Here is a 25144-nt window from a genome sequence, read left to right on the forward strand (position 1 = left end):
ATAAAATGCGGTCAGGATACAATCTTTTGCTGCCCCGAGGCGGCTTCTTCCGCGGCGATCTCGATTTCGGCCTGCGCGGCCGCTATGCGGGCAAGCGGCACGCGGTAAGGGGAGCAGGACACGTAATCGAGCCCGGTTTCCCGGCAGAACCGGATCGATTTCGGGTCGCCGCCGTGCTCGCCGCAGACGCCGGTTTTGAGCTTTGGCTTCGCGGCGCGCGCACGGGTAACGGCCAGTTCGATCAACTGGCCGACGCCGTCGCGGTCAAGCACCTGGAACGGATTGTCAGGCAGCAGCTTGCTGTCGACGTAATGCGTGAGGAATTTGCCCTCCGCGTCGTCGCGACTGTAGCCGAACGTCATCTGCGTCAGATCGTTCGTGCCGAACGAGAAGAAGTCGGCATGCTGCACGATCTGCGGTGCGGTCAGAGCCGCCCGCGGCACTTCGATCATCGTGCCGACGCGGTAGCTCACCTGGGCGCGCAGATCGCCGAGCATGCGGTCCGCGACCTGGTCGACCAGCGCGCGCATAATGCGCAGTTCGTTGGCGTGTCCCACGAGCGGGATCATAATTTCCGGCGAGACGTCCACGCCGTCTTTCAGGCAGGCCAGGGCCGCCCCGAATATCGCTTCTATCTGCATGCTGTAAATTTCGGGGAACAGGATGCCCAGCCGGCAGCCCCGCTGCCCCAGCATCGGGTTCACTTCGTGCAGGCCGCGTACTTTGCGGATCAGGAACTCCAGCTTCTGCAGCTCGGCATCCGGACCGGAAACGCCGGTCCGTGCGGCGGTAAGCTGAGCATGGCGGGCCACAAGCTCCTCCAGGTTCGGGAGAAACTCGTGCAGAGGCGGGTCCAGCAGCCGGATCGTTACCGGCAGGCCGGCCATCGCGCGGAAGATGGCGTCAAAGTCCCCCTGCTGCATCGGCAGCAGCTTCTCCAGCGCGGCTCCGCGGGCCTCATCCGAGTCTGCCAGAATCATCTCCTGGACGATAGGCAGCCGCTGCGGCGAGAGGAACATGTGCTCCGTGCGGCACAGGCCGACGCCTTCCGCTCCGAAGCTGCGCGCTTTCGCCGCGTCTTCGGGATTGTCCGCGTTGGCGTACACCTTCATCTGCCGCACGTCGTCCGCCCACTGCAGCATGAGCTGAAGCTCGGCGGACATGTCCGCTTCCTTGAGCGGCACTTCGCCGATCATGACGCGCCCCGTGGCGCCGTCGATCGTGAGCCAGTCGCCTTCGCGGATCGCCTGCCCGCCGATGGCGGCCTGCTTCTCCTCGCTGTCGATGGCCAGCAGCTCGCAGCCGCAGACGCACGGCTTGCCCATACCGCGCGCAACGACCGCCGCATGGCTCGTCATGCCGCCGCGGGAAGTCAGCACGCCCCGTGCCGCGAGTACGCCGTGGATATCTTCCGGCGTCGTTTCCGTGCGGACGAGAATGACGGCTTTGCCCGCGCGGGCCCAGGCGTCGGCTTCGTCCGCCGTGAAGACGGCCTGTCCGCAGGCCGCTCCCGGCGATGCCGGAAGGCCCGTCGCCAGCGCGGCCGGAGCTTCGCTTTCATCCAGGCTCGGATGAAGGAGCTGATCCAGGTGCGAAGGCTCTACGCGTAGCAGCGCCTCTTCCTTCGTCAGGATGCCCGCCTGGACGAGTTCTACGGCGATTCTCATGGCCGCTTGAGCCGTTCTTTTGCCGTTGCGCGTCTGGAGCATGTAGAGCGTCCCGTTTTCAACCGTGAATTCGATGTCCTGCATATCCCGGTAGTGCTTCTCCAGCAGCTCCGCCATCCCCACAAGCTTCTCGTAAACGGCAGGCATGTCCCCCGCGAGCTTGGCGATCGGCTGCGGCGTGCGTACGCCCGCGACGACGTCTTCTCCCTGCGCATTCGTCAGGTATTCGCCGAACAGGACTCTCTCTCCCGTGCTCGGATTCCGTGTAAACACAACGCCCGTGCCGCTTTCTTCGTTAAGATTGCCGAACACCATCGCCTGAATATTGACGGCGGTTCCCTGTTCGTCCGGGATTCCGTTCAAACGGCGGTAAATTTGGGCGCGCTGGTTGTTCCAGGAACGGAAAACCGCTTCGACGGCCAGCCGGAGCTGCTCGTAAACGTCCTGCGGAAACGGAACGCCCGCTCTTTTCAGAATAAGGGCTTTATACGTGCCGATCAGCTCCTGCCAGTCTTCCGCCCGGATCTCCTGGTCGGATTCCGTCCCGGCGGCCTGTTTCAGCGCGTGAAGTTTTTTCTCGAACCAGGCTCCCTCGATTCCGAAAACGACGCTGCCGAACATCTGGATCAGGCGGCGGTAGCAGTCATAGGCGAACCTCGGGTTTTTCGTGGCGGCGGCCAATCCTTCCACCGTGTCGTCGTTAAGGCCGAGGTTCAGAATCGTGTCCATCATGCCCGGCATGGATGTGACCGAACCGGAGCGGACCGAGACGAGGAGCGGCGAAGCCGCGTCCCCGAAACGCTGTCCTTTGCTCTGTTCAAGCTCCGCCATCGCTTCGCGCACTTCCGCGAGCAGTCCGTCCGGCAGCCGGCTTTCTATATAGTAAGCTCTGCAAGCTTCCGTAGTCAGAGTGAATCCCGGGGGAACGGCAAGCCCCGCCCGGGTCATTTCGGCCAAATTGGCGCCCTTGCCGCCAAGAAGCCCCGCTAGTGATTGATTTCCCTCATAAAAATGCATCAGCCATTGCTTGCTCATTGTGTCCCACTCCCTCTTTGTCTACGGCCGCCCGGCAGGCGCCATCTTTACATTGCGTGTAATACAAAGTCACTTTCTCCGTATCCAATTCCCCGACGATCTCATTGCACCATTTGCAGAGCAGAGTTCCCAGCATGACGTCCGATTTCGCCTTGCTCATTGTTTTCATCGCTCCTCTGTGATTGGTTGTTGGTTCTTAATGAAGATATATGACGTCATAATCCCGTTCATGATGAAATCCCTTTCATTCTTTTAAAAAAAGAGGAAAGTTCGTCCCATCATGAGCATAACATGCAGCATTTGGGCTGCATATTTCAAAATAATCCTCAAACAAGGATTGATTTCACTTATTTTATATCATATATTAGTATTTAGTACAACACATTAATTTAAATATGAGTCATATTAAACGTGTGGAGGGAAAACAGAAGATGCAGAGAGAACTGTCTTTGGAAATTGTACGCGTGACGGAAGCCGCGGCACTTGCGGCCGCCCGCTGGATGGGGCGCGGGGATAAGAACGAGGCGGACGGTGCCGCTACAGCCGCCATGAGGGAATCCTTCCGTTCCGTTTCCATGAAAGGAACCGTCGTGATCGGCGAAGGCGAAATGGACGAGGCGCCCATGCTCTATATCGGAGAGAGCGTAGGCAGCGGGGACGGCCCCGAAGTCGACATTGCCGTCGATCCCGTGGAAGGCACAGAGCTCGTTTCCAAAGCGCTCAACAATGCCCTCGCGGTTATCGCGGTAGCAGACAAAGGCAAACTCCTGCATGCGCCCGATATGTATATGGAGAAGCTGGCCGTTGGCACCGCGCTTTGCGGAAAGCTGAGCCTGGACGAGCCGCTGGAGAAGACGCTTCGGGCGGCGGCCCGCCTGCTCGACAAGAACATCGCCGATCTGACGGTGTCGATCCTCGACCGCGAACGCCATGCGGAGCACATCGCCGTGCTGCGACGGGTCGGCGTCCGGCTCAAGCTGCTCAGCGACGGCGACGTGGCCGGAGCGATGGCGCCGGCATTCCCCGAATCCGGCGTCGATCTCTACATCGGCTCCGGCGGCGCGCCGGAAGGCGTGCTGGCCGCGGCCGCGCTGCAATGTCTGGGCGGCGAGCTGCAGGGCCGCCTCATGCCGTCCGGCGAAGAAGACGCGGCGCGCTGCCGCGCGATGGGCATCGACGATCCGGCGAAGCTGCTGCGCCTGCCGGATATGATCGGCGACGACGATGTTATCTTCGCCGCAACGGGCATTACGCCGGGCGATTTCCTGGGCGGCGTGCGTTTTCTCTCCGCCGAGCGGGCGGAAACGCACTCCATCGTCATGCGCGCGAAAACGCGGACGATCCGGTATGTCCGCTCGATTCACCATCTGCCGAGCAAGCCGGTGGCGATGGCGGTGGTGGGTTAGGCTCTGAGTTGATTAAGCAGAAAAAGGACGCGATCATTCGGATCGCGTCCTTTTTCTGTTTGTTGCGGCTTTCCCGGAATCGGGCCGTGCAGCCGGGCCGCTTTGAAAGCTGTTCCGCTTTCCCGGAGACACCGGCCGCCGCTAAATTAGATTGCCCTCACTATACCATTGAACGTTCGCGCAAGGTTACCATCCACGCAAAAACGGCTATGTATTTTCATGGCCGGCTGACCGGCCGATAGGTGCGGCGTCAAAACCTAATCCATACGTAACGGGAACGTTCTTTCATCTCCCGTAAAACGCCGAACACCTCCCCGGAATCGGAAATCCGATTTCAGGGAGGTGTTCGGGATGCCGGGCGGGCATCGTCCTAAGTCCGGGACAATGGAGAAGACTCTCTTCCCCTTGTGCCGGACCGGCGGGATTTCAGGCTCCGGCCGTTTACTTCGTCGGCTTGGCCGTTACCTTATAGCCGGCTTTGACGGTGACGGAGGCTTTCGCTTCGGTCATGACGGCCGGGTACATTTTGTCCGGATCGGGCTTGCGCAGCGTGTAGTAGGCTACGGCCTCCGAATCCGAAACATAGTCGACCCGGTCGATAGTGATAGCGTAGCCCGGGTTAGGCTGAAGGCCGCGGGAGAGGGTTACTTTGTTCAGTTCATCGCTCTGTTTCTCCACGATGATCCTAACGCCTTCTTCCTCGGACGGAGCTGTCGCGGGCTCCTCCGACTTGCTGTGCTTGGCGACGAATTCCATCGCGTTATAAGCCATTACCGCCGCTTCGGCGCGGGAAACGGGCTTCTTCGGGTTGAACTTCGAAGCATCGTCCAGCTTGGCGATTTTGGTCAGGAGCAGAACTTGAATCGCGTTCATGCTGCCTGGCGTCACTTCCGCCTGATCCGCAATGTTTACGAACATGTTCACAACCGGATAAGGGCCTGTTTTCTCCACCGCAGCATGCAGCCATTCGGCGAACTGCTCCCGTGTCAGCGTCTGCTGGGGATCGATATCCCGGCCGATCGGAAGACCGTTCATAGCGGCAATGATGAACGATTCGGAGTACCAGACGTCATCCTTCGCTTTCGAGAAGCTGTCGCTTGCTTTAGGCGCGCGGATAAAGCGGATTTTGCCCAGATTCAAATCAAGTGCTTTCACGATTAATTGTACGCCCTGGGCCGCCGTCATCGATGTATTCGGTGCGAACCTGTCGCCGTCCATACCTTCAACGATTCCTTTCTCCTGCAAAGATTGAATGGCCGCCTCATCGGGGCTGCCCTTCAGATCCGAAAACGCGAAAGCCGAGGAACCGAGCGAGAACACGAGCAACGAGGCCAACAGGACGATATTCGTCATTTTTTTCATAATGTTCACCTCCACTCCTTCTGACGAGCCGTTCATGCGATATGTTGCATCTCTTTTACCTATTTTAACCGATTCCATAAATTCCTTCTATAGATAAAGGAGCGGCTTTCGACAAAAAGAATGGAGGTCTTCAGGCTGTTAGCGGACTCCCTTTATAACGTCGCCCTGCTTGGGCGCGGCTCCCTCCTCGAAACGGATACGGATAGACTTGGAACCGGATAAATCCGCCCCGTCCGCAACGTGAAAATGGATATGAGGCTCACTCGTATTGCCCGAGTTTCCGACACGGCCGAGAAGCTGTCCCCGTTCGATTTTGTCTCCCGGCTTTACCGCAACGGTGCCTTTTTGAAAATGGGCGAGAAAGCTGTACTCTCCCCCGCCGTGGTCGATGACCACGTGATTGCCTGCAGGATTTTTCTCGTCGGTCTTCCCGATTTCGTTATCCGGCCTGCCGTTTTCCACCTCTTTCACGATTCCGGGAGCCGGTGCCGTCACTTCCTGACCGTACGCGTAATAGCTCTCCAGCTTGCCGGGATCGCCGTTGTAACTGGAGGTTCCCTTGATTTGTACAAGGTCGTAGGCGTATCTCTGCGATTCATGCTCGTAATGATAGTTCAGAAGCACGTTTGTGCCGCCCCAGAACACCGTCCACTCTCCCCGGAAAGGAAGGGAAAATTCCGTCCGGCTGAATGCTTCGTCCGAAGCCGGATACGTCTTCAGGGGCACGAATTGAAGCCCCCCGATGATCCCCTTGCCGTCGATAGCGGCCATCAGCCCTTTTTGCCCGGACTCGTCCGTCCATACGTAACGATCCCCGTCTCCGAGGGGCAGCTTGCTCTGCATCTTATACTCGCGGACGTCTTTGTTGAAATCCCCGGCGAGTTCGTTTAACTGCTCCAAGCTCACTTTTTTCTTGAATTCAGGGCTGAAACGGCTGTAGATCTCTTTGATTTTCCCCTGCAAAAATAGGGCCCCCAGGTTTCCCGGCTCAAACTCTGCCTCTTTCTCCGCTCCCGGCGCAGCTGCCGGGGATGCAAACGGCGAAACCGCTGAAGACGGCTCCGTTCTGCCGCAGCCGGCAAGACCCGGAAGCAGCAGCAGTACGGCGGTCATCCCCCAGATCGTCGTTCTCAGTTTCATTTCTCCCTCTCCTTTACGATTGCTTAAGATCGCGGAGCCTCTTTCTCATCTGTCTGCTCCGACAAATTCAGCGTATCATGCGGACATTACCGCAGCCGAAACGCCGCATTACCGGCAGCTTATTTTCAAAGCTCCTTTTTCCCAGAATCGTTAAGATTCCGTTAAGGCGGTGTTTCAGACGGGTTCACCCGATCGTGATATGATAAGCAATAAGAATGGAATAGAGGAGCGGTTTCCTATGAAAGAAGCCCGGCTGCTGATCGTCGACGACGAACCGGCTCTCTTGCATATGCTGGAGAAAGTTCTTGCCAAAGAAGGTTTTACAAAGATCGATACGGTCTCAACCGCCGAAGAGGCCCTGGAGGCTTGCAAACGGCTAACCTATGATCTGATTGTTCTGGATGTCATGCTCCCCGGTAAAAGCGGCTTCGATATTTGTCCGCTGCTGCGGGCCGAAACGGATGCGCCGATTCTTTTTCTGACCGCCAGGGACTCGGACCTCGATAAACTGACCGGTTTCGCTCTGGGGGGAGACGATTATGTGACGAAGCCGTTCAATCCTCTGGAAGTAGCGGCACGCATCAAAGCCCGCTTGAGACGAGATCTCCGCACCGCGCCGGATGCCGGAAGTCCAAAAGCCGGCGACGGAGCGGCGGAAGAAGCTTCCGAACACTACGACTACGGGCGCTTTCAGGTTCATGTGCAGGCCGGGGAACTCCTTGTGAAGGATCAAAGTCTGGCGTGTCCGGCACTCGTGTTTCAGCTGCTTGTTTTTTTGTGCCGCCATCCGAACCGGATTTTCAGCAAGCAGCAGCTCTATGAGCAGGTTTGGGGAACGGACAGCTACGGAGACGACAATACCGTCATGGTGCATATTCACCGCATACGAGAACGGATCGAAGAGAATCCCGGAGACCCCCGTTTTCTCGTAACGGTGCGCGGACTCGGCTACAAGCTTGTGCGGCCGCCGGCCCCGCAGGAGGTGCACGTACCGTGACGGTCCGAAAACGGCTGATTCTCCGTTTTGTCATTCAGCTTGTGACCGTGAGCGGTTGTATTCTGCTGCTGATCGGCGGAGCCGTCGCCTATATGTTCAAGGGTATGGAGAAGCTGGAAATGAACCGCGATTTCAGCAAAGCCGGCATGTCCAAGCTCGTCCAAACGGTGCGGACGGAGAACGGGGAGCTGATCTTCGACGAGGCTCTGCTGGACAAAGCGCTGCGGTCCGGCGGCTGGCTGCAGGCGGTGGACGAAACCGGAGCGGTTATCCGGTCTTACGGGACGCCCGCCGACGTTCCGGCCCGGTACGAGCCCGGGCAATTTATGGATTACTGGATGGGGAACAAGCCCTTCCCCTACTCCCTTTTTCTCTGGATCGAAGAAAAAGACGGCCGGACCTACACGCTGCTCTACGGAAAACGCAGCGCCGAAAATGTCCTGCTGGACGAGATTCTCGCCGCAGGTCCGCCCGGGGACAAGCAGCCGGAGATACCCGCGTCCGTCCGGGAAAAGCTGGACCGGACCGGCGCCGTTCTTCAGCTGCTTGACCGCAGCGGAAGCGAGCTTGCTTCGTATAACCGGCCGGATTCGATCCCCGCGGTCTATACGCTGCAGGATCTGGCGCTCCGCCGCCAGTACAGCGAGCGCTACGGGTACGCCTCCGCTTCGCGCAGCCTGGAGGATGGCCGCACCTGGGTCGCGCATGTTCCCTCGCGCGGCGCGGAGCCGGACGTTTTCCCCGCTACGGAGGCGCAGGTTATGCTCACGGCATTCGCCGGCCTCGCCGCCGGAATGCTCGTGCTGCTCGTCGGAGCGGCGTTCTGGTACGGCCACCGCTTCGGTACCCCGATCGTGCATATTCTCGCGTGGCTGCACCGGCTCAGCCGGGGTGAATACACGGAGCCGGGCGGTGCGGAAGGAAGATCGGGCAGCCGGCGCAGGGACGGGCGCCTCAAGCGGCGCTACCGTCTTTACGGCGATGTGATGCAGTCGATGCAGCATCTGTCGGGCGCTTTAAGCTCCGCCGAGGAAGCCCGTGAGCGTCTGGAGCGGACGCGGGACGAATGGATCTCCGGCATCTCGCACGATCTGAAGACGCCGCTCGCGTCCATCAAAGGGTACGCCCATATGCTCGAAACGCCCCATTATACATGGACGGAGCGGGAAATACGGGAATTCGCCGCCATCATCAAAGATAAGGCGGATTTTATGGATGAGCTGATCGGCGATCTCAGTTTCACTTTCCGCCTCAGCAACGACGAACGGCCCCAAAGCGCGGAACAAACCGAGCTCAACGAATTCGTGCGCCGCTGTATTCTCGGCGTCGTGAACGATGCCGAGTTCGCCCACGCCAACGTGTCGTTCGAGCCGGAAGAGGAGGCGCTTGTCCGCTCTGTCGACCGGCAGGCTCTCCGCCGTATCCTCGACAACCTCGTTGCCAACGCCGTGCGCCATAATCCTCCGTCCACACAAATTCGGGTGCTCCTTCGGAAAGCGCCCGAGGGGACCGCTTCCCCGCCGGGAGGTTTTCTCCTGCGTGTGGAAGATAACGGAGTCGGCATGGACAAGCAGACCCTGGCTAAGCTTTTCGACCGTTATTACCGGGGAACGAACACGGAGGGCACCACACGAGGGACCGGACTTGGCATGGCAATCGCCAGGCAGCTGGCTTTGCGGCTCGGCGGCTCCATTACAGCGGAAAGCGAACCGGGACGAGGGACGGCCGTAACCGTGACGCTGTAGAAGCGGCAGTCACGGTTACGGCTGCGGGAACGCGACTGGGGCGCAGACGGACGGCGCAGGACCGCGGGCGCGGAGCGGCCGCCGAGCGTCACGCCGGGGGCCTGTGGCGGCATGCCTGCGGCTCCCGCATCGGCGGCGGTACGCAGGCGGGCGACCGCCGACGCGCGGGCCGCTGACGCCGCTGCCTGCCGCGCGGCAGGCAAAAAAGCCTCTGACAGATGATGCGTATTCCACGCACCGGTCTGTCAGAGGCTTTTTTACATATGAACGGTTACCGTTACACCGTCTCCGAGGTTTCTTTTTTACGCGCGGACCGTTCCCGGTAGAGAAAAAGCTGCTCCAGGACGATGCAGACGAGCATCCCCAGCACGAGCCCGTTGTTGGCTACGGTGCGGACCAGGCCCGGAAGCTGGGCGATCGCCGAAGCGGGAACAAATAAGCTTCCGATACCGATCATGAGCGATACCCCGATAATAAAGTAATCGCGGTCTCCGCCTTTAAGCGAATGGTATTCGCGCAGCGCAAGGCCGATCATCGATGCGAACGGCACGAAAATGACCGCGTAGCCCACCGGCATCGGCAGAGAGGTGAAGATAGCCGTGACCGGCGGAAACAGGCTGATCAGCACCATGCCGGCGGAAGCCAGCACGAACGGCAGACGCTGAACCAGCCCTGTCGTCAGTATGAAGCCGGCGGTTCCCGAAATGGGCACGCAGCCCATCGCGGAAAACAAACCGCCGAGCGCCGTCGAGACGCCCATCATCAGACTGGTGCGGTTGTAGTTCACGGGGGGTGCGGCCGCAGTTTTATCGGCGGACACTTTTTCCACGACCTGAATGCTGGCAATGAGGTTCGCGAGCAGCAGCAGGCCGATCAGAACGGACGTCGGCAGGATGCCCGCGTCCCACTGCGGCAGGCCCCACTCGAAAATCCCCGGCAGGGCGAACGCCGAAGCCGAAGCCGGTACGTCCGGCGCGATACCCAGCAGCATAAACAGGACCCAGCCCGTCAGCAGCGAAAGCAAAATCGAGTAATTCCGGAGAAACCGGCTGCGGGTCCTCGGCAGGAGCATCGAAAGCAGAAGCACGGCGAAAGCCGGCAGGGCAACCCGCGAATCCACGGCATCCTGCAGATAGCCGATTCCAAGCAGTCCTTTCATAAAAGAGCCGCTGAGCTGGGCGACCAGGATCAGCAGATACGTGCCTGTAACAAGCGGCGTGAAGAGCCTGCGGATTTTTCCGATCCACCCCAGGGCACCGAGCAGCAGAAACAGCGCCCCCGTCAAAAGCATGCCCATTTCAAGCTGGCGAAGACCGTCCGCGAGCGCCAAGGCACCCGAAGAAATCAGGCCCGCGTACACAACGAAAATACCCCACCACAGGCCGGCGGGGCCTTCCATCATCGGCAGTTTGTGGCCGAAAAGCGTTTGCAGCAGGGCGGAGACGCCGATCAGCAGAAAAGTCCGCTGCATAAAAGTCGCGATATCCGCGGGTGGCAGGTGCAGCGCATTGCCTACGGCAAGCGGAGCGACCAGGCTTCCGGCCAGAATAAAGGCCAGCCACTGAATCGTAGAAAAAAACAATTTCATCGGAACAAGACTCCTTGTCGGACTCGACTATAAACAAATCTTTACAGTCTTAAGATATGTTAAAAAAATAATCATATCCCACACGAACAAAGTTTGGCAAGAAATCCGGAAAAATCTTTTACCGGATACCGACCGCGTCCGTCTGCTTAACTCACGTCAAACAGAGCCTCTCCTGCAATAAAATTTTTAAGAGAGATTAGCCGATTGACAGAGGGGGCTTCTATGGAGTAAATTATATTTAGTACCTGGTACTAATATCAACTACCATATTCGATGAGGTGAGCGTATGAACTCGAAAGCAAGAATTTCCGCGGTGGGCAGCTATGTTCCCGAAAAAAGATTAACGAACTCCGATCTGGAGCGCCTGGTGGAAACGAACGACGAATGGATCGTGCAAAGGACCGGCATGCGGGAAAGACGGATCGCCGCTCCCGGAGAATATACGAGTCATATGTGCATCTCCGCCATCGATAACATGATCGCCGAATACGGGGTTGCTCTGGAAGATGTGGATCTTATCCTGACGGCGACCAACACGCCGGATCTCCCTTTTCCGACGGTATCCTGTCTCGTACAGGCGCACTTCGGCATCCCGTCAACGGGCGCTCTTGACCTTAACGCGACCTGCGCGGGCTTCGTTTACGCGCTTCATACAGCGAACGCTTTTATAACGGCGGGCCTGCACCGCAAAATTCTCGTGCTCGGCGCCGATCACATGTCGGCCATTACCGATTATACGGACCGTACCACGTGCATTCTGCTCGGCGACGGTGCCGGAGCCGCTCTTGTTGAGGCGGCACCCGGCGATGCTCCCGGCGCATTCCTCGGGCATCATCTGGGCTCGGACGGTACGGGCGGCGTGCATTTGTACCGCACCGGATTGGCGGACCGGATCGGAGAGAAAGCTCTGGACGGTGCGGGAAAGCTTGTCCAAAACGGCCGGGAAGTGTACAAATTCGCGGTCGGTACCGTCCCCAAAGGGGTAAGCGCTCTGCTGGATTCGGCCGGCATGACGATGTCCGGAGTAGACTGGTTTATTCCGCACAGCGCCAATCTGCGCATTATCGAATCCCTCTGCGAGCGCATGGATTTCCCTGTCGAGAAGACACTGTACAGCCTGGAGTACTACGGTAATACATCTGCGGCCACCATTCCGCTCTCGCTTCATATGGGACTTAAGGAAGGCAAAATCAAGCCGGGCGATCTGCTTCTGCTCTACGGCTTCGGCGGCGGACTCGTCCACGGGGGGCTGCTGGTGCGCTGGGGATAAACCACCGCGCCTGCACTTGCACCCGCACCGACCCGGCACCGGCTCAGGGCGCCGGCTTCCTCAGCCGGACTCAGCCGGCCGGTCCGGAAGACGGCGCCCCGCGGCGTTCCCGCCGGGCTCTTCCGCGCCGGGGCTGGCGTACGCCGTGCCGGAGCGGACCTGCGCCCGCGTGTTCAGCCACGGCTTCGCGGCGGTCTTCGACCGGCGGCGGCGCGGCGGAAGCAGCAGGTCTATTTTGCGCTGCAGCACAAAATGATAGGCGGCCAGCGTCTGGAGAAGCCCACTGACCGGCGAACCGGGCCCTTGGCCTCCGGGCAACGCCTCCGGAGAAAGCAGCAGGTCGGCGGGCTGACTCCCGCCCGCCGTACCCGCTTCTCCCCAGGAAGAGCCCGCAGCCGTAGCATCGGTTCCCGGCATTGCGGCGGCGGCCTCGGTTATACGCATCATCGCCCGCTGGCTGCGGGCGAGAGCCTGCAGCATTTCGAGCTTCCAGGCCTCTTCCGTCAGACGCGGGTTCATTTGTTCCCGCCTCCGAGCAGCTCGGAGTAATCGCCAAGACCTCCGCCCTGATTTTCCTGTTCCCCGATTACAATCTGCAGATGTCTGCCAAGCGATTGTTCCATCCTCGTCATCGCTTCAATCAGCTCAATCAAACCGTCATGAACTTCCAGCGGCTGCTGCACCTGATCCTGATGTGTGGCAAACTGCCGCGCGGTCAGATGACTGCATATCCAGGCCTTCGATTTCTCGGCTTCCGCCGCTTTCGCTTCCAGTATCGACGCGATGCTCACCTGCATTTGCGCCACGGACTGGAGAATCCGTACATAGGAGACTTCCCTGCTCACAAGCTCCGCCCGCCTTTCTTTCTTTTCTTGCCTTGCGTAATCCGTCCTGCCCGGCTTCCCGTTCCGCACGTCCGGCCATCAGCACCCGCTTCCGGCCCCCGCATGAGTCTTCATCTTCCGATATCCGCTCACGGCATCCGTTTTTCAACTTAAGTTTAAGACTCCCGTCTATCCGGTGTTATTCGTTTTCTTCGCTGTTTTCCAATTCCTTCACGGCAAGCCCGAGATTGGTCGCCAGCGCTTCTTCCAGATCCGCGAGCGAGGACAAGTAACTCGTTACATTCCGCGTCACGTTAACCGACTGGTTGAGAAGCGTTTCGATATCCCCGAATGCCGGGTTTTCATCCGGAATTTGACCGATCAGTCCCGCCATATGCGCGGCTACCTCGCTTTTATAATGAAGAATTTTGGCAAGCTCCAAATGGGATCTGGAAATATGTCTCACCAGCGTGTCTTTTTCGCGCTCCATCCCGCACCTCCTTCCCCCTGCACCGTCCTGGTTTCTTTATTCAAAAGTATATGCACGGAGAACCGCCGTTGTCCGCGGACAAGACGGTATCCGGGGTTTAATCGGTTATGGCTGTCCGCGCTTCATCCGTTCCGGCTTCACATGCTTTCCCGTGCAAAATCCCCGTTGACGGACGTTTCCACCGCAGCACCCGCATCCGCGGCATATCCCCGGCGCCGCCAGTTGTCCGGATAGTAAAGCCGGGGACCGAGCCTCTCCATGGCGAACCCCAGCGCTTCCAGATGGTCGGAAGCCCGGCTCCGGTCCAGCCAGGCGGAAGGCCGGCCGCCCCCCGCGGTCCGGGCATACCCGCCGTAAGGCCGTACGGAGGCTACCGCGAGCCCTTCGAGCAGAGCGGCTCCATGCGCCCTGGCGGGATGGGAAAGCTCCTCCCCGAGCCTCGTCACGGCCTGCCGGGACAAAGCATGGGGCAGGACGGTCAAGCTGTCCGCCTGCAAATCCCTGCGGCCCAGCGCGTAGTTGACGAACTGCTTCGCCATGATTTCGGGCGTCCGTTTATGAAAAAGCGGAAGCTCCGCGGAGCTGCTCCACAAAACGGCATCGCTTCCTCCGGCTACCGCGCCGGCCAGCGCAGCGATTTCTTCCGCCGCCGTAGGCACGGAAGCGTCCAGGAATATCAGGATATCGCCTTCCGCCGCAGCCGCAGCCGCCTGCCTGTCGTCTCCGCCTCCGGCGGTACCGACCTCGGCGACGACATGCTTCACTTCCGCCCCCAGGCCCGGAGCCCCGGCCGCTTGAACCAGCGCATGCGCAACGGCGGCGTCACGCGATGCGAAAATAACCTCGTGCAGAGCCAGCCTCTGAAGCTCCCCGAGCAGTCTGTGCAGGGACAAATCTTGCCCGGCAAAGGATTCCGGGCCCACGCCGTGTAAAAGGACAACGGCGGAAACCCGCTGATCCGAAGGAAACGGAAACCAGCCTTTGTCCAGCAGCCCCGCTCTCTCGCAGTAGCCCTGCGCAAAAGCCGACGCCGCAGCCGCATACTCCGGCCCCGCAGGATTCAGGCCGCTCAGCACCCCGCCGTGGCGGGTCCAGAGTTCGTTCATCTGTCTGCGCGCCGCCGCTTCATCCGTCCGGCAGAAGCCCGCTTCGTCTCCGTCCACAGAAGCGGACGGGAGCGGCAAGCCTGCGGCCAGCAGGCCTCCCAGTCTCCTTCCGGCCGCGGCAAGCTCGGCAATCCGCCGTCCCTTCGGGAGCGTTCCCGCCTTCGTCTCCGCGCCGGTTTTACCGGCTCTTCCGCTGCGGGACCGCATCGGACTCCGCCGCTTCTGTCCTCTTGCCATACCGGACGGCTTCTTCTTAGTCGTCTGCCGTTTCATCCGCTCCCTCCTTCCCTGTCTCTGTCTCTGTCCGGGGGAGCCGGCTCCGCCGCCGCTTCCGGGAGCACTCCGGCTTCGATCCACGCATGCAGCGCTTCCAGATGATCGCCTATGATCAAGTCCCCTACGGGATCGCTTCCGGCGCTTTTTCGCCTCCTCGGATTTTTGGCTCCCACGGCCGCATACTCTACGGCCTTAACGTTTAGCCCTTTACGCAGCGCAAGGGCAAGCGCCTTGGGCGGTACGGCGAGCGCCTCCGCCCCGATTTCGCTTATGGCCCTGCGGCTTAACGCGTGCGGAATTGTCGTCAGCGACGTTCCCGCAAGGTCCGGCCGGTCCAGCATCGCGGTCAGCGCATGCTTGGCAAGGACGACACGGTGGACGCTGTCGCGCTTGACCGGCCCTACGTAAGTGTTCATGGCTACATCCGCCCCGTCTTCTACGGCTCTGACGAAAGAGGAGAGCTTTGCGGCAGGGATGACGATATCCCCGTCCGTAAAAAGCACAATATCTCCTCTGGCCGCCCGCGCTCCGACGGCTCTGCCGACATCGTGGCCGAGAGCCGTATCGAACGAGATCATCCTCGGTCCCATCTTCTCCACGATGCGGCGGGAACCGTCCGTAGAGCCGTTCACTACGGCAATTACTTCCACGCTCGGATGAACGCGGTACGCTTCCCTTATGACAGCCGCAAGAGACCGTCGTTCGTTGTAGACCGGGATCACCACGGACACCTTCGGAGCGGGATCGTTGCGGTACGTGTGCAGGCTCTTCCCGCTCCGGCTTTGCGCAGGCGGTGTCTTCCTTCTCTTCTTCACCTGCCGCTCACCTCCCTCTCCATCTCTGCGCCTCTTCTTCCTATCCTATGGGCCGGACCGCCGGATCGGGAGGGCTGATGTGGAGACGCGCAAAAAAAGGGCTGTCTTTCCAGCCGGAGAAGCGGGGGCATCCCCTGCGTGAAGAGCCTCCACCCGCCATGCGGCACCGCCAACAGCTTGCAGGCGCACAGCCCGGTGAACGTCCCGCCTTTTTGTGAATATCCGCTTCCGGTTCAGCTCAGGCTGACGTCTTTGAAAAGCTTATCCCAGCAGTCCGGGTTGATGCTGTAGCAGCCGACCGCGCACGTCCGGGGCAGGGGCCAGTTCAGGTCGGTAATGCCGTCCGCGTTGCTGTGGTTGATTATCAGCACCCGGTAGTCCTGCTTCACCAGCCCGTTCAGCACCCGCTCCAGCTCCCGCGCCTCCTCGTAGTAAGCATTCGTACGGACAAACAGTAGCCGTTTGCCGTGCATCAGATAATGCAAGGTCCGGTAGATGCGGCGGTCAAGTTTGCTCCTGAATTCCGGATACGAAGCCAGATGGAAAATATGATTCTCCCTTTGCGGAAAATCATGAGCTGAAACAATCCGCGATTTTCTATCCTCGACTAGAAAATTGCCCCCTGCGTAATCGACCCCGATCGCTTTCAAATTGGGAAGTTCCATAAAACCTTGGAATCTCTTATCCAGCACTCCGTTTATGTCCTGCAGCTCGGATATCATCCAGTCGAACACGCCTGAAAACGAACGCAGGTTCATTCTTTTCAACTGGATGGAGGGAGTGCAGTTTTCTCCCAGGCTGTAAATCATATCGTACTTTCCGGCTATCCCGCTTAAGTCCATGGGCGCTCCGTCTCCTTCCTGCCATGCCTTATTTCAAACTGATATCCGCAAAAAAAGTATCCCACCAGCGGTCGCTGTTAAAATTCCAGATGTCGGCATAGGGGACCTGGACGGCGCACGTATGCGGTAGCGGCCAGTCTAATTCGACGAGTCCCGGAACCTGGTCGTATTCCACCAGCAGGATCTTGTATTCGTGCGTGACCAGTCCGTTCAGCACCTGCTCCAGCTCGGCGGTCTCCTCATAGGTTCCGTGCATGCGAATGAACAGGATCCGCTGTTCCTCGCTTAATTTTTTTAAAAACCGGTTAATCCGGCGGTTCAGTTTCTCTTTGAATTCTCCATAGGTGAAAAGCTGTTCCGGCGAATTCCGGTTTACCGGGAAATCGTGTACCGATATCACGCCGTAAGCGGAATCCTTCACTTGATAATTAGGCTGAAGGGTGACCGGCTCCACCACGCTCATATTGGCAAGCTCCATGAATCCGTCAAACCGTCTGCCGAGCAGCCGGTTCACGTCCGCGAGCGAATCCGACATCATCCAATCCAGCACTCCAGCGGAAGAACGCAGGCCGTGCTTCTCCATCTGAATCGCCGGTAGGCAGTTTTGTCCAAGGCTGAAGACGGCATCGTAGCCCCCCGCCAAATCTTGTAAACGCATCGTACTCCCTCCTTTGGCATCCTCTTGTATACAATGCGGGAAAAGGGCATTCAGCTTGGACCCCCGTCCTTGCCCGGAAAAATGGACGCGCACATCCAATCCGGCGCTGCGCCCCGGCCATACTCTGTTAGAAAGGATGCGAAACACGGGCATCCGGAACACGGAGGTGAAGGTATGTACAAGTACTATCAAAAGGTGGAGATAGACCGACACACGCACGCGCTGCCCCTTCAGGCAAGCGATCAGGAAGTGTTCCTGTGTCCCCTTTATTTATACGGAATAACGCCGGGCATCCGGATTGCTTTTAAAGTAAGCGTAGCCTGGACCAATCCCGTCACATACGACATCGGAGAGCTGGAACTCAAAATACGGCGCGACCACCCGGGCGGACCCGTCGTCGAGAGCAGCGAAGATTCCCGCTTCCGCGGAGGAACGGCCAAGATGGAGGGAGAGGACGAAGGAGGCCCGGCGGAAATCGCCGTTTACTACTTGACGGTGCGTTCGCCCGGGGGCAAAGCGCTGATAGAGGGGCCTATTCTCTTCGAGGGATTTGTTCTGGAAGAAGATGAAGTTTGACGAAATGGTTGTTTTCCCCCGTCTACTTGTCCGTATCGAAACGGTCCATTCGTGAATTTACTAATCTTGCAAGATAATTTTTCCAGAAGGGAATGACATACCATGGCTACCATTTTGGACTATCAGACTAATGATGCTCTCATAGGCGCAGGCTCCCTCCCTTTTCCGGTGACAAATCCGCTGCTCGGCGGCGTTGAGCTCGAAGTCGCCACAATTAACCTGTCGCCTGCGGCAACGACTAACATTCTCCGTTTCGAGGGTACGATCGGCTGGCAGCCTGATCTCCTTCTCGCTACTCCGCTGCTCCCGATTCTGCAGGTCAGAATCCGTGTAGGCAGCCCGACAGGAACCGTCATTTACGAGACGGACGATTCGGCTCTGATCGGGACCGGTGTCCTGACGACTATCACGGACAACATCTTGACGGTTTCCTTCCAGCATTCGATTTCAGCCGCAGTCGTTCCGGCCGGCTCGCAGCCTTACTTCCTGACCGTTGCCGTCCGCGGACTGGGCAGCATATCGATTCGCGGGCCCGTTCACTTCGGGGCATTCGTTATCGCTCCGTAAGGGGATCTTTGCGGCAAAGGCAGACAGGGTAACATCCTGTCTGCTTTTTTTGCGTCCGCCGGCGCTTCGTCCCAAACAAAAAAACCTCACGTCTAACGTGAGGTTTCGAGGCGGTCATCCGCATCGGCTAAAGTCGTCCCCGGCTGCGTCCGGCCGCCAGATAAGCTTTCATGAAATGCTCGGTCATCCGGTCCAGAGACCAGCGCTCACGGCCTGAAACACGGGCGGCTTCGCCCAGCCTCAGCCGGAGGCTGTCGTCGGCAAGCAGCAGCTCCAGGTGAAAGGCCAGCGTGCCGGTGTCGCCTACGCCCGAGACAAACCCCGTCTCTCCGTGCGCGACCATCTCCGGCAGCCCGCCCGCATTGGACACGACGGCCGGCTTGCCCGCCGCCTGCGCTTCCATGACGGCAAAGGGCTGGTTATCCTGTACGCTCGGGTGAACGAAAATATCCGAGAGCACCAGGATAGCCGGCACGTCTTCCCGGTGGCCGAGGAACGAGACGTCACCCTCAAGACCGGAAGCGCGAACCTGAGCGATAAGCTCCTCGCGTTTGTCACCGTCGCCGACCAGCCAGCAGACCCAGTCGCTGCGCTTTTGTTTCAATTTGGCCAGGGCCTCGATCAGGAAGTGAATACCTTTGATCGTTTCCAGACGCGCCGGGCACACGATCAGCTTTTTTCCTTCCGGACGGGCCAGGGGGGTACCGGCGGCGAGCTTGCGCGCGAACGGCTCCATATCGAATCCGTAGGGCGATACATCGATATGCCCGGCGGGCACGCCGTAATCCCGGGAAAGGACGTTTTTCAGCCAGTGGGAAGCCGTTACCGCCTTCTCCGCCGCCATGGCGCCGTGATATTCCAGCGTCCGGTAATACAGATGCGCAAGGGGCCTCAGCGTCTCGGAATCGAGTCTGCCGTCCTCATCCAGCAATATTTTAATCTCCCTTGCCAAAGAGCCGTGAAGGCTCGCTACCAGCCCGGTGCTTGGCGGCCTTACCCGGTTTAACGCGATGGAGGCAATCACGTCCTGGGCATGGATAACGTCGTACTGCTGGAGTCCGAACGAAGCGGCGGCCAGTTCCATGCAGTAGCGGTCCAGTTCCACGCGGTGCACGAGCGGGTCCTGATGAAGGACCGGCAGCGCGCCCCGGTTTAATTTGGCCTGAAGCATGTGCATCAGGTCGTCTTTCATCACTTTTTGTCCGGTTCCGTAGATGTAATATTTAGGTTCGTCCGGTCCGTTTCCCATTAAATCGACCTGGTGTCCCCAGTTTTCCAGGCGGTTTTTAAGCTGGAGCATAAAAGGCCATACCCCGCCGACATGCGGAACCGGCCAATAGGTCGCAAGCAGTATTTTCAAGAACCTTCCCCCCGTTTCGCCTCTGTATCCTTCTTAACCGGCGTCCCTGCAGCCCGCATCTTTTGCGCGGAGAACAAGCATCTTCTTCCATCATATGGACGGGATAACCCGATTGACATGGAGAGCGGCCTTTATCCTTCAAAAAAGGCGGCGGAAACCGGCCGCACCCGCCGTTTCGTCCGCTTGCGCCCGGACCTTCGCCCCGCCGTTTTCATACGATATGAAGGATACAAGCACAGAGAAAAGAGGTGCGTTATGAAAGCCTTAGTCACCGGAGGGGCGGGATTTATCGGCTCTCACTTGGCGCAGACGCTCGCGGACGGGGGCCATGAAGTCCATGTGCTCGACAACTTGTCGAGCGGAAAGGCCGAATGGGTGCCCGGCCAGGCAGTGCTTCATGTCCTGGATATCAACAGCCCGGAGCTTCACGAGCTTGTCGAAAGGATCCGGCCCGATGTGGTGTTCCATTTGGCCGCTCAAGCCGACGTTCAGCGGTCCATAGCCGATCCCTCTTTCGATGCGCAGGTCAATATTACCGGAACCGTGTCGCTGCTTGAAGCTTGCCGGAAGTCGGCTGTGCGTCGGTTCGTCTTCGCTTCGACGTCCGGAGTGTACGGCGACAGCGTACACGAAAAATTAACGGAGGATATACCGGCCGCCCCCATTTCGTACTACGGCCAGTCCAAATTGGCGGCGGAAGGGTATATCCGGATTTTTCACAAGCTGTACGGGCTGCCGTACACGATTCTCCGTTACGGAAACGTATACGGCCCGAGACAGACGCCGAAGGGAGAGGGCGGGGTAGTCGCCGTGTTCCTGCAGCAGCTGCGCCGGGGGCAGCCCATCACGATCCATGGAGACGGCGGGCAGACGCGGGATTTCGTATACGTCCGGGACGTCGTCGAGGCGAATCTGGCGGCGGCCGCATCGGCGGGCTGCGGGCTTTACCACGTCAGCACGGGCCGGAGCACGTCCATCCGGCAGCTCGCCGAGCTCATCCGCGAAACCCGGTCTGCGGACGTTCCGGTCGTGTTCGGCGAAGCCCGGCCCGGCGATATCCGCCACAGCTGCCTGGACAACGGCCGGGCACGGCAAGCGCTGGGCTGGAGCCCCCGGTACCGCATTGCCGACGGCTTGCGGGAAACCTGCGCCGCTTTCCTGCCCTAAGCCGGCCGCTGTATGCGGGCAGCGGCCGGCTGCCGGCGGTCCTATGCCGACGGCTTGCTGATGCCGCGCGCAGGCCTTGCCGTGCCTCCGTCATGCTAATGCCGCACCCGGGCCTTGCCGTGACTCTGCCATGCTGATGCCGCACCTAGGCCTTGTCGTGACTCTGCCACACTGATGCCGCACCTAGGCATTGTCATGCCTCTGCCATGCTATACCGCGTCTTGCCCTTGTCGTGCATCTGCCATGCTGATGCCGCGCCCTGGCCTTGTCGTGACTCTGCCACACTGATGCCGCACCTAGGCATTGTCATGCCTCTGCCATGCTATACCGCGTCTTGCCCTTGTCGTGCATCTGCCATGCTGATGCCGCGCCTTGGCCTTGTCGTCCCACCGCCACGCTGATGCCAGTACCGTGCCCGTGCATACCGTCCCGTTTCGTCCTTGCGAATACGGGACGGTGCCGCTGCCGTACCGACGACCCACAAAGCAAGCCCCGGTATTCCGGATAATCCGGAATGGACCGGGGCTTGCTTTTGAAAAAAGGTCAGCGGCTGTTCCAGATGTCGTGAATAGCTTGGGCGAACGCATCCACACTTCTGGCCCACGGCCATTGATACGAATCGTACTGTCCTTGAAGAGCGAGACGGGCGCGGAGCTCCTTATCGTGGATCAGCCGGACGACGTCCGCAGCCAGCCGGTTCTGATACCGGTACGAAAGAAGGCAGTTGGACTCGTGCCTGGCGTAATCCGCATTCCCGCCCGAATAGGTCGTGACGAGCGCCGCCCCGCATCTCATGGCCTCCAGGCCGGGCAGCGAACCCGAATCGTAAAGCGAGGAGCTGACATAAATGTCGGTTTTGTTATAAAGGTAGCGCAGTTCCTCGTCGTTATTGGGCAGGCAGAATTGAAAGCTTCCCGTATCGCGAAGTCGCTGCAGACTCGGTGCGGTATGAAATTCGTCTGGCGGACAGATCAGATTGATCTCCGTATCCGGATAATGGTGTTTGACGAACGCAAGCTGGCTGACCAGATAATCCTGATCCCGGTGCCAGGCGATTCCTCCTTCCGAATTGCGGACGACGGCGGAAATTTTGACTGCGGGCGGGGTGGAATCCCGGAGGTTCAGATTTTGCATGAACGGTCCGAGTCCGATCGGGACGATATGTCCGCGAATGCCGTGATTGAGCTCGATCAGCTTTTGCTGCCATTCGGACAATACGATAAGATGCGGCGTGGAATGATAGGTGGGGAACGTGATATGATCGTCCGGCAAAAAAGTCGGCTCGTAACAAAGACTGAACCGGGCATGAACGCTCCGGTCCCGCTCGCTGGCTTCCACGCATGCGGGCACGGTCGTGTAGAAGTTGGAGATCACCACGTCTCCCGGGGGGATATCGTCCGCGTCCAGCGTAATGCTGTGGCGGCCCCGCACAATCCGGGACCGGATATCGAACTTCACTTCGGCATGAGCGGGCATCACGATGGTGACGTCGTAACCGCGGTCCGCCAGTCCGTTCGTAATTTCCGCCAGCATCCGCTGGGCTCCGCCGAAATTCAAAGTGAGGATAGGAAACACGAGCCTCATGCTTTTCCTCCTTTCATGGACACGCCGGCCGTACCGGTTTTCTGGGGCCGGCGCTTACCCGTTCGGGTGGCTGTTCAAAATATGCTGAATTACCGGGTCCGGCATCCGGTAGTTGTCCGGGAGCCCCGCTCTGATCTGGTTCCACAGCTTGTAATCGACGAGATAATCCGGGTTGGATACCTGCACGGAAAAAAGCGAATTGTACAGGTCGCCCATCACATACACTTTTTCACTCATGTTCCTTCTCCTTTCTGTCCCCTCAGGGAAAATCAGGCTTGAGCGGCTTTGGCAATTGCCCTGCCGTACACATCGAGAAGCCGCTGAACCATCAGATCCATGGACCAGTGGACGGCCCCCCACTGTCCCGCCTCTCTGCCCATCTCTTCCCGCATGGCGGTATTCTCCAGCAGCGTGTACAAGTGGGTGAACAGCTGCTGGCTGTTGCCCGACGGGAAGATAAGACCCGTACGGCCGTGCTCGACCATCTCGGGTACGCCCGTGGCGTCGCTGACTACCGACGGCTTCCCTGCAAGCTGCGCTTCTATCAGCGACAATGGCTGATTGTCCACGTAGCTCGGCTGCACGAAAATATCGGACTGGGCAAGCAGATAAGGCACGTCGCTCCGCCTGCCCAGAAACTGGACCGTATCCAGCAGCCCGAGCTCCGTGCACTGCCGGTTAAGCTCCGCCGCCAGATCCCCTTCTCCCACGATCCAGCAGACGAAATCGTCCCGCACCGTCCGCAGCAGGCCGACCGCCTCGATGAGCAGGGATACGCCCTTGATCGGGATGAGGCGGCCGGTGAAAATAATGGCCTTTTTGCCCGGCGGCTTATAGATCGGAGTGGCTGAGCTTGCCATCTGCGCATAGAAATCGTCCGTAGCGTATCCGTACTGGAACACCTCGACCTGATGCTCGGGAACGGAGTACTCCGTGGTCAGCAGCCTTTTCAGCCACTGGGAAGAGGCAATCGTAATATCGCTGCTCGTGGCGCCGAGATGCTCGATAGCGGACTGAAACCGCCAGATGACGGATTCTCCCAGATTCACGTTGTTTTCCATCAGATGCAGCTTGATCTCGTGAGCCACCGAACCGTGCAGGCTGGCGACGAGTCCCGTCCGCGCAGATTTGACCCGCCGGAAAGAACGCGTGGACAAAACATCCTGCGTATGAATCACGTCATACTGCTCCAGCCCGAAATAGGCGGCGGCCAGCTCCATGCACAAGGTATTCATTTCAAAATGCGAAAGCCAGGAGCTGGAGTGAAGGACCGGATACAGTTCGGGGCTTATTTTCTTTTCCAGAAAAGGCCTAACCGCCTCTTTATGAAAAACACGGCCGCTGAACGGCATATGAAACACACTTTCGTCTTCGCTGTTGCCGAATACATCGACCTCGTGGCCGAGCGCCTCCAGCTTTTCCTTCATTTTAACCATAAGCGGCCACACACCGCCCAAATGCGGCAACCGCCAGTAGGTAGCGAGCAGTATTTTCAAGAATGTCCCCTCTTTTCTGCGCGAGACTCACAACGCTGCGTGTCAGCACCGGCATGCCTTTATCCCTACACTATATGCGGCTGTTCTCCTCCTTCACGGGTCGTTTGCCTTACCGGGCTCAAAATGTGTACGTGTCCATACGTCTGCGCCGCAATTTCATATACTGAACTATGCCGGATTGAACGGAAGGAAGGTGACCATGTCCATATACCGTTTTGACGCCTATGAGTACGGGCCTTACGACTCGCGCTATATCCAGTGCTTCGATCTTGTTTTTCAAAATATCGCCCAGCGGCATTTCGACGTTCTTATTCAGGGCTATCAGGGCCAGAACCGTTTTCTGCTGGGGCTCTATCATCTGGACCCCGCTCCGCAAAGGGGCTCGATCGCCCATCTGCCGACCGTATATAATCACAATCAGCCCTTTACGCTCCATATTCACACGAATTTGACCAATCCTTATCCCCTGGCAATGACAATGTACGCTAAAAACGAAGGGGCTCTTGTCGCAACCTTCACGACGAATGAATTGACGCTAGTGGATTCCCTTTGATCGTCTTTGCCGGAATTTGCCCGTAAAAAAGAGGCCCTTCTTCAGGAAGCGGCCTTTTAAGATTGTTTTCTTTTACGGCTAGCAGTTGCCGGTACGGTTGTTTCAAGCGTTCGAGTCACTTCCGTACCAGCTTCATCCCAACGCCGGAATAGGGGTCAGCTCCGATTGAAGAACACGATGCGCAGGCACGATATTGTTGAACGTGTCCAAACCGAATACGGAAGCCACGACGAGACCCGGCTGAGGGGCAACGACGGCTATCTGGACTTCATAAGCCAGAACACCGGAAATAAAAAACGTGCGGATATCCACAAATTTCGGCGGTACCGTGTACGTCTGGAAAAAGAGCGGCGTCTTGGCAACCCCCGTGTTCAGCGTATAAAAAACTTCAACGACAATTTGAGCTGCGTTGACCGCGTCTTCATTGCTGATTGTAACGGCCGCATTAGCGGAGGCTGTCCCGAAATCTCTCGTATTAATAAGCATTCCTGTTGTAAAAGCCATTTTCTTCACCCCCTCTCGGTCAATCTCTCAAGCAGTATATTCTTCTTTGATAGAAAAAGTTTGGACGACCCCGGGGCCGTCCGAATTTTTGCATATGCGCCTGCTTCCGGATTCTG

The 25144-nt window shown here is 58.7% G+C and carries 26 protein-coding genes; 9 read left to right on the forward strand and 17 right to left on the reverse strand.

The annotated features are described in order from the left end of the window. Nucleotides 1-11 precede the first annotated feature (11 nt). Together ppdK and C4S74_RS13125 are read right to left on the reverse strand one after the other, a co-directional pair. Nucleotides 12-2702 (reverse strand): pyruvate, phosphate dikinase, encoded by a 2691-nt coding sequence (gene ppdK, locus C4S74_RS13120; RefSeq protein ID WP_103995769.1) that lies wholly within the window; start codon nt 2700-2702, stop codon nt 12-14. Beyond that, a complete protein-coding gene (locus C4S74_RS13125) occupies nt 2671-2862 on the reverse strand; it encodes a GapA-binding peptide SR1P (RefSeq protein WP_009675441.1) in 192 nt (63 codons plus the stop codon). The genes ppdK and C4S74_RS13125 overlap by 32 nt, the downstream gene beginning before the upstream one ends. 271 nt (nt 2863-3133) lie before the next feature. Here C4S74_RS13125 and glpX point away from each other — a divergent pair, with 271 nt between their 5' ends. Next, entirely contained in the window at nt 3134-4108 is a 975-nt protein-coding gene (glpX, locus tag C4S74_RS13130; RefSeq protein WP_103995770.1) for a class II fructose-bisphosphatase, read from the forward strand. Between the two features lie 441 nt (nt 4109-4549). Here the strand turns inward: glpX and C4S74_RS13140 are convergent, their stop codons facing one another. Then, complete coding sequence (locus tag C4S74_RS13140) at nt 4550-5470, reverse strand: S-layer homology domain-containing protein (RefSeq protein ID WP_258042476.1); 921 nt, start codon at nt 5468-5470, stop codon at nt 4550-4552. Between the two features lie 138 nt (nt 5471-5608). After that, the gene (locus C4S74_RS13145; RefSeq protein ID WP_103995773.1) at nt 5609-6610 is read right to left on the reverse strand and encodes a M23 family metallopeptidase; all 1002 of its coding nucleotides are present in this window, start codon (nt 6608-6610) and stop codon (nt 5609-5611) included. A gap of 238 nt (nt 6611-6848) precedes the next feature. Between C4S74_RS13145 and C4S74_RS13150 the strand changes: the two genes are divergently transcribed. Then, on the forward strand, nt 6849-7607 hold the full coding sequence (locus tag C4S74_RS13150; protein WP_103995774.1) for a response regulator transcription factor: 759 nt from the start codon (nt 6849-6851) through the stop codon (nt 7605-7607). Next, entirely contained in the window at nt 7604-9352 is a 1749-nt protein-coding gene (locus C4S74_RS13155) for a sensor histidine kinase KdpD (protein ID WP_103995775.1), read from the forward strand. The genes C4S74_RS13150 and C4S74_RS13155 overlap by 4 nt, the downstream gene beginning before the upstream one ends. Before the next feature lie 277 nt (nt 9353-9629). On the opposite strand, the gene C4S74_RS13160 is transcribed toward C4S74_RS13155, so the two are convergent. Then, nucleotides 9630-10940, reverse strand: a complete 1311-nt coding sequence (locus C4S74_RS13160) for a purine/pyrimidine permease (RefSeq protein ID WP_103995776.1) — start codon at nt 10938-10940, stop codon at nt 9630-9632. Nucleotides 10941-11226: 286 nt separating this feature from the next. On the opposite strand from C4S74_RS13160, the gene C4S74_RS13165 reads away from it, so the two are divergent. Beyond that, nucleotides 11227-12210 carry a ketoacyl-ACP synthase III gene (locus C4S74_RS13165; RefSeq protein WP_103995777.1) on the forward strand — a complete coding sequence of 328 codons (984 nt, stop codon included), beginning with the start codon at nt 11227-11229 and terminating at the stop codon, nt 12208-12210. Between the two features lie 60 nt (nt 12211-12270). Here C4S74_RS13165 and C4S74_RS13170 read toward each other — a convergent pair whose 3' ends face one another. From C4S74_RS13170 to C4S74_RS13190, 5 genes are all read right to left on the reverse strand, one after another. Then, the gene (locus tag C4S74_RS13170; RefSeq protein WP_258042477.1) at nt 12271-12729 is read right to left on the reverse strand and encodes a hypothetical protein; all 459 of its coding nucleotides are present in this window, start codon (nt 12727-12729) and stop codon (nt 12271-12273) included. Then, entirely contained in the window at nt 12726-13055 is a 330-nt protein-coding gene (locus tag C4S74_RS13175; RefSeq protein ID WP_103995977.1) for a hypothetical protein, read from the reverse strand. Before C4S74_RS13175 ends, C4S74_RS13170 begins: the two co-directional genes overlap by 4 nt. A gap of 178 nt (nt 13056-13233) precedes the next feature. Beyond that, on the reverse strand, nt 13234-13524 hold the full coding sequence (locus C4S74_RS13180; protein ID WP_103995778.1) for a hypothetical protein: 291 nt from the start codon (nt 13522-13524) through the stop codon (nt 13234-13236). A gap of 137 nt (nt 13525-13661) precedes the next feature. After that, a complete protein-coding gene (locus C4S74_RS13185) occupies nt 13662-14903 on the reverse strand; it encodes a hypothetical protein (RefSeq protein ID WP_103995779.1) in 1242 nt (413 codons plus the stop codon). Beyond that, nucleotides 14900-15721, reverse strand: coding sequence for a glycosyltransferase (locus C4S74_RS13190; RefSeq protein WP_258042478.1), 822 nt, complete (start codon nt 15719-15721; stop codon nt 14900-14902). Before C4S74_RS13190 ends, C4S74_RS13185 begins: the two co-directional genes overlap by 4 nt. Before the next feature lie 77 nt (nt 15722-15798). Between C4S74_RS13190 and C4S74_RS26555 the strand changes: the two genes are divergently transcribed. Further along, nucleotides 15799-15939, forward strand: a complete 141-nt coding sequence (locus C4S74_RS26555; protein WP_181024407.1) for a hypothetical protein — start codon at nt 15799-15801, stop codon at nt 15937-15939. A gap of 15 nt (nt 15940-15954) precedes the next feature. On the opposite strand, the gene C4S74_RS13195 is transcribed toward C4S74_RS26555, so the two are convergent. Further along, on the reverse strand, nt 15955-16563 hold the full coding sequence (locus C4S74_RS13195; protein WP_103995780.1) for a DUF1796 family putative cysteine peptidase: 609 nt from the start codon (nt 16561-16563) through the stop codon (nt 15955-15957). A gap of 28 nt (nt 16564-16591) precedes the next feature. Then, a complete protein-coding gene (locus C4S74_RS13200; protein ID WP_103995781.1) occupies nt 16592-17221 on the reverse strand; it encodes a DUF1796 family putative cysteine peptidase in 630 nt (209 codons plus the stop codon). A gap of 174 nt (nt 17222-17395) precedes the next feature. Between C4S74_RS13200 and C4S74_RS13205 the strand changes: the two genes are divergently transcribed. Both C4S74_RS13205 and C4S74_RS13210 read left to right on the forward strand, forming a co-directional pair. Beyond that, on the forward strand, nt 17396-17797 hold the full coding sequence (locus tag C4S74_RS13205; protein WP_103995782.1) for a hypothetical protein: 402 nt from the start codon (nt 17396-17398) through the stop codon (nt 17795-17797). A gap of 102 nt (nt 17798-17899) precedes the next feature. Continuing rightward, on the forward strand, nt 17900-18364 hold the full coding sequence (locus tag C4S74_RS13210; protein WP_103995783.1) for a hypothetical protein: 465 nt from the start codon (nt 17900-17902) through the stop codon (nt 18362-18364). Between the two features lie 127 nt (nt 18365-18491). Here the strand turns inward: C4S74_RS13210 and C4S74_RS13215 are convergent, their stop codons facing one another. Further along, a complete protein-coding gene (locus C4S74_RS13215) occupies nt 18492-19724 on the reverse strand; it encodes a glycosyltransferase family 4 protein (protein ID WP_103995784.1) in 1233 nt (410 codons plus the stop codon). 255 nt (nt 19725-19979) lie between these two features. On the opposite strand from C4S74_RS13215, the gene C4S74_RS13220 reads away from it, so the two are divergent. Next, nucleotides 19980-20891: an NAD-dependent epimerase/dehydratase family protein gene (locus C4S74_RS13220; protein ID WP_103995978.1), complete on the forward strand. Its 912-nt coding sequence runs from the start codon at nt 19980-19982 to the stop codon at nt 20889-20891. 543 nt (nt 20892-21434) lie between these two features. On the opposite strand, the gene C4S74_RS13225 is transcribed toward C4S74_RS13220, so the two are convergent. From C4S74_RS13225 to C4S74_RS13235, 3 genes are read right to left on the reverse strand one after another with little or no spacing between them, the layout of a single operon-like run. Next, nucleotides 21435-22475, reverse strand: coding sequence for a glycosyltransferase family 4 protein (locus C4S74_RS13225; RefSeq protein WP_103995785.1), 1041 nt, complete (start codon nt 22473-22475; stop codon nt 21435-21437). 54 nt (nt 22476-22529) lie between these two features. Further along, the gene (locus tag C4S74_RS13230; protein WP_103995786.1) at nt 22530-22712 is read right to left on the reverse strand and encodes a hypothetical protein; all 183 of its coding nucleotides are present in this window, start codon (nt 22710-22712) and stop codon (nt 22530-22532) included. Nucleotides 22713-22744: 32 nt separating this feature from the next. Then, the gene (locus tag C4S74_RS13235) at nt 22745-23971 is read right to left on the reverse strand and encodes a glycosyltransferase family 4 protein (protein ID WP_103995787.1); all 1227 of its coding nucleotides are present in this window, start codon (nt 23969-23971) and stop codon (nt 22745-22747) included. A gap of 199 nt (nt 23972-24170) precedes the next feature. On the opposite strand from C4S74_RS13235, the gene C4S74_RS13240 reads away from it, so the two are divergent. Then, a complete protein-coding gene (locus C4S74_RS13240) occupies nt 24171-24524 on the forward strand; it encodes a hypothetical protein (protein WP_103995788.1) in 354 nt (117 codons plus the stop codon). A 132-nt stretch (nt 24525-24656) separates the two neighbouring features. Here the strand turns inward: C4S74_RS13240 and C4S74_RS13245 are convergent, their stop codons facing one another. After that, nucleotides 24657-25028: a hypothetical protein gene (locus C4S74_RS13245; RefSeq protein WP_103995789.1), complete on the reverse strand. Its 372-nt coding sequence runs from the start codon at nt 25026-25028 to the stop codon at nt 24657-24659. Nucleotides 25029-25144 lie beyond the last annotated feature (116 nt).

The sequence above is a fragment of the Paenibacillus sp. UNC499MF genome, assembly GCF_900107975.1.
Lineage (GTDB): Bacteria > Bacillota > Bacilli > Paenibacillales > NBRC-103111 > Paenibacillus_F.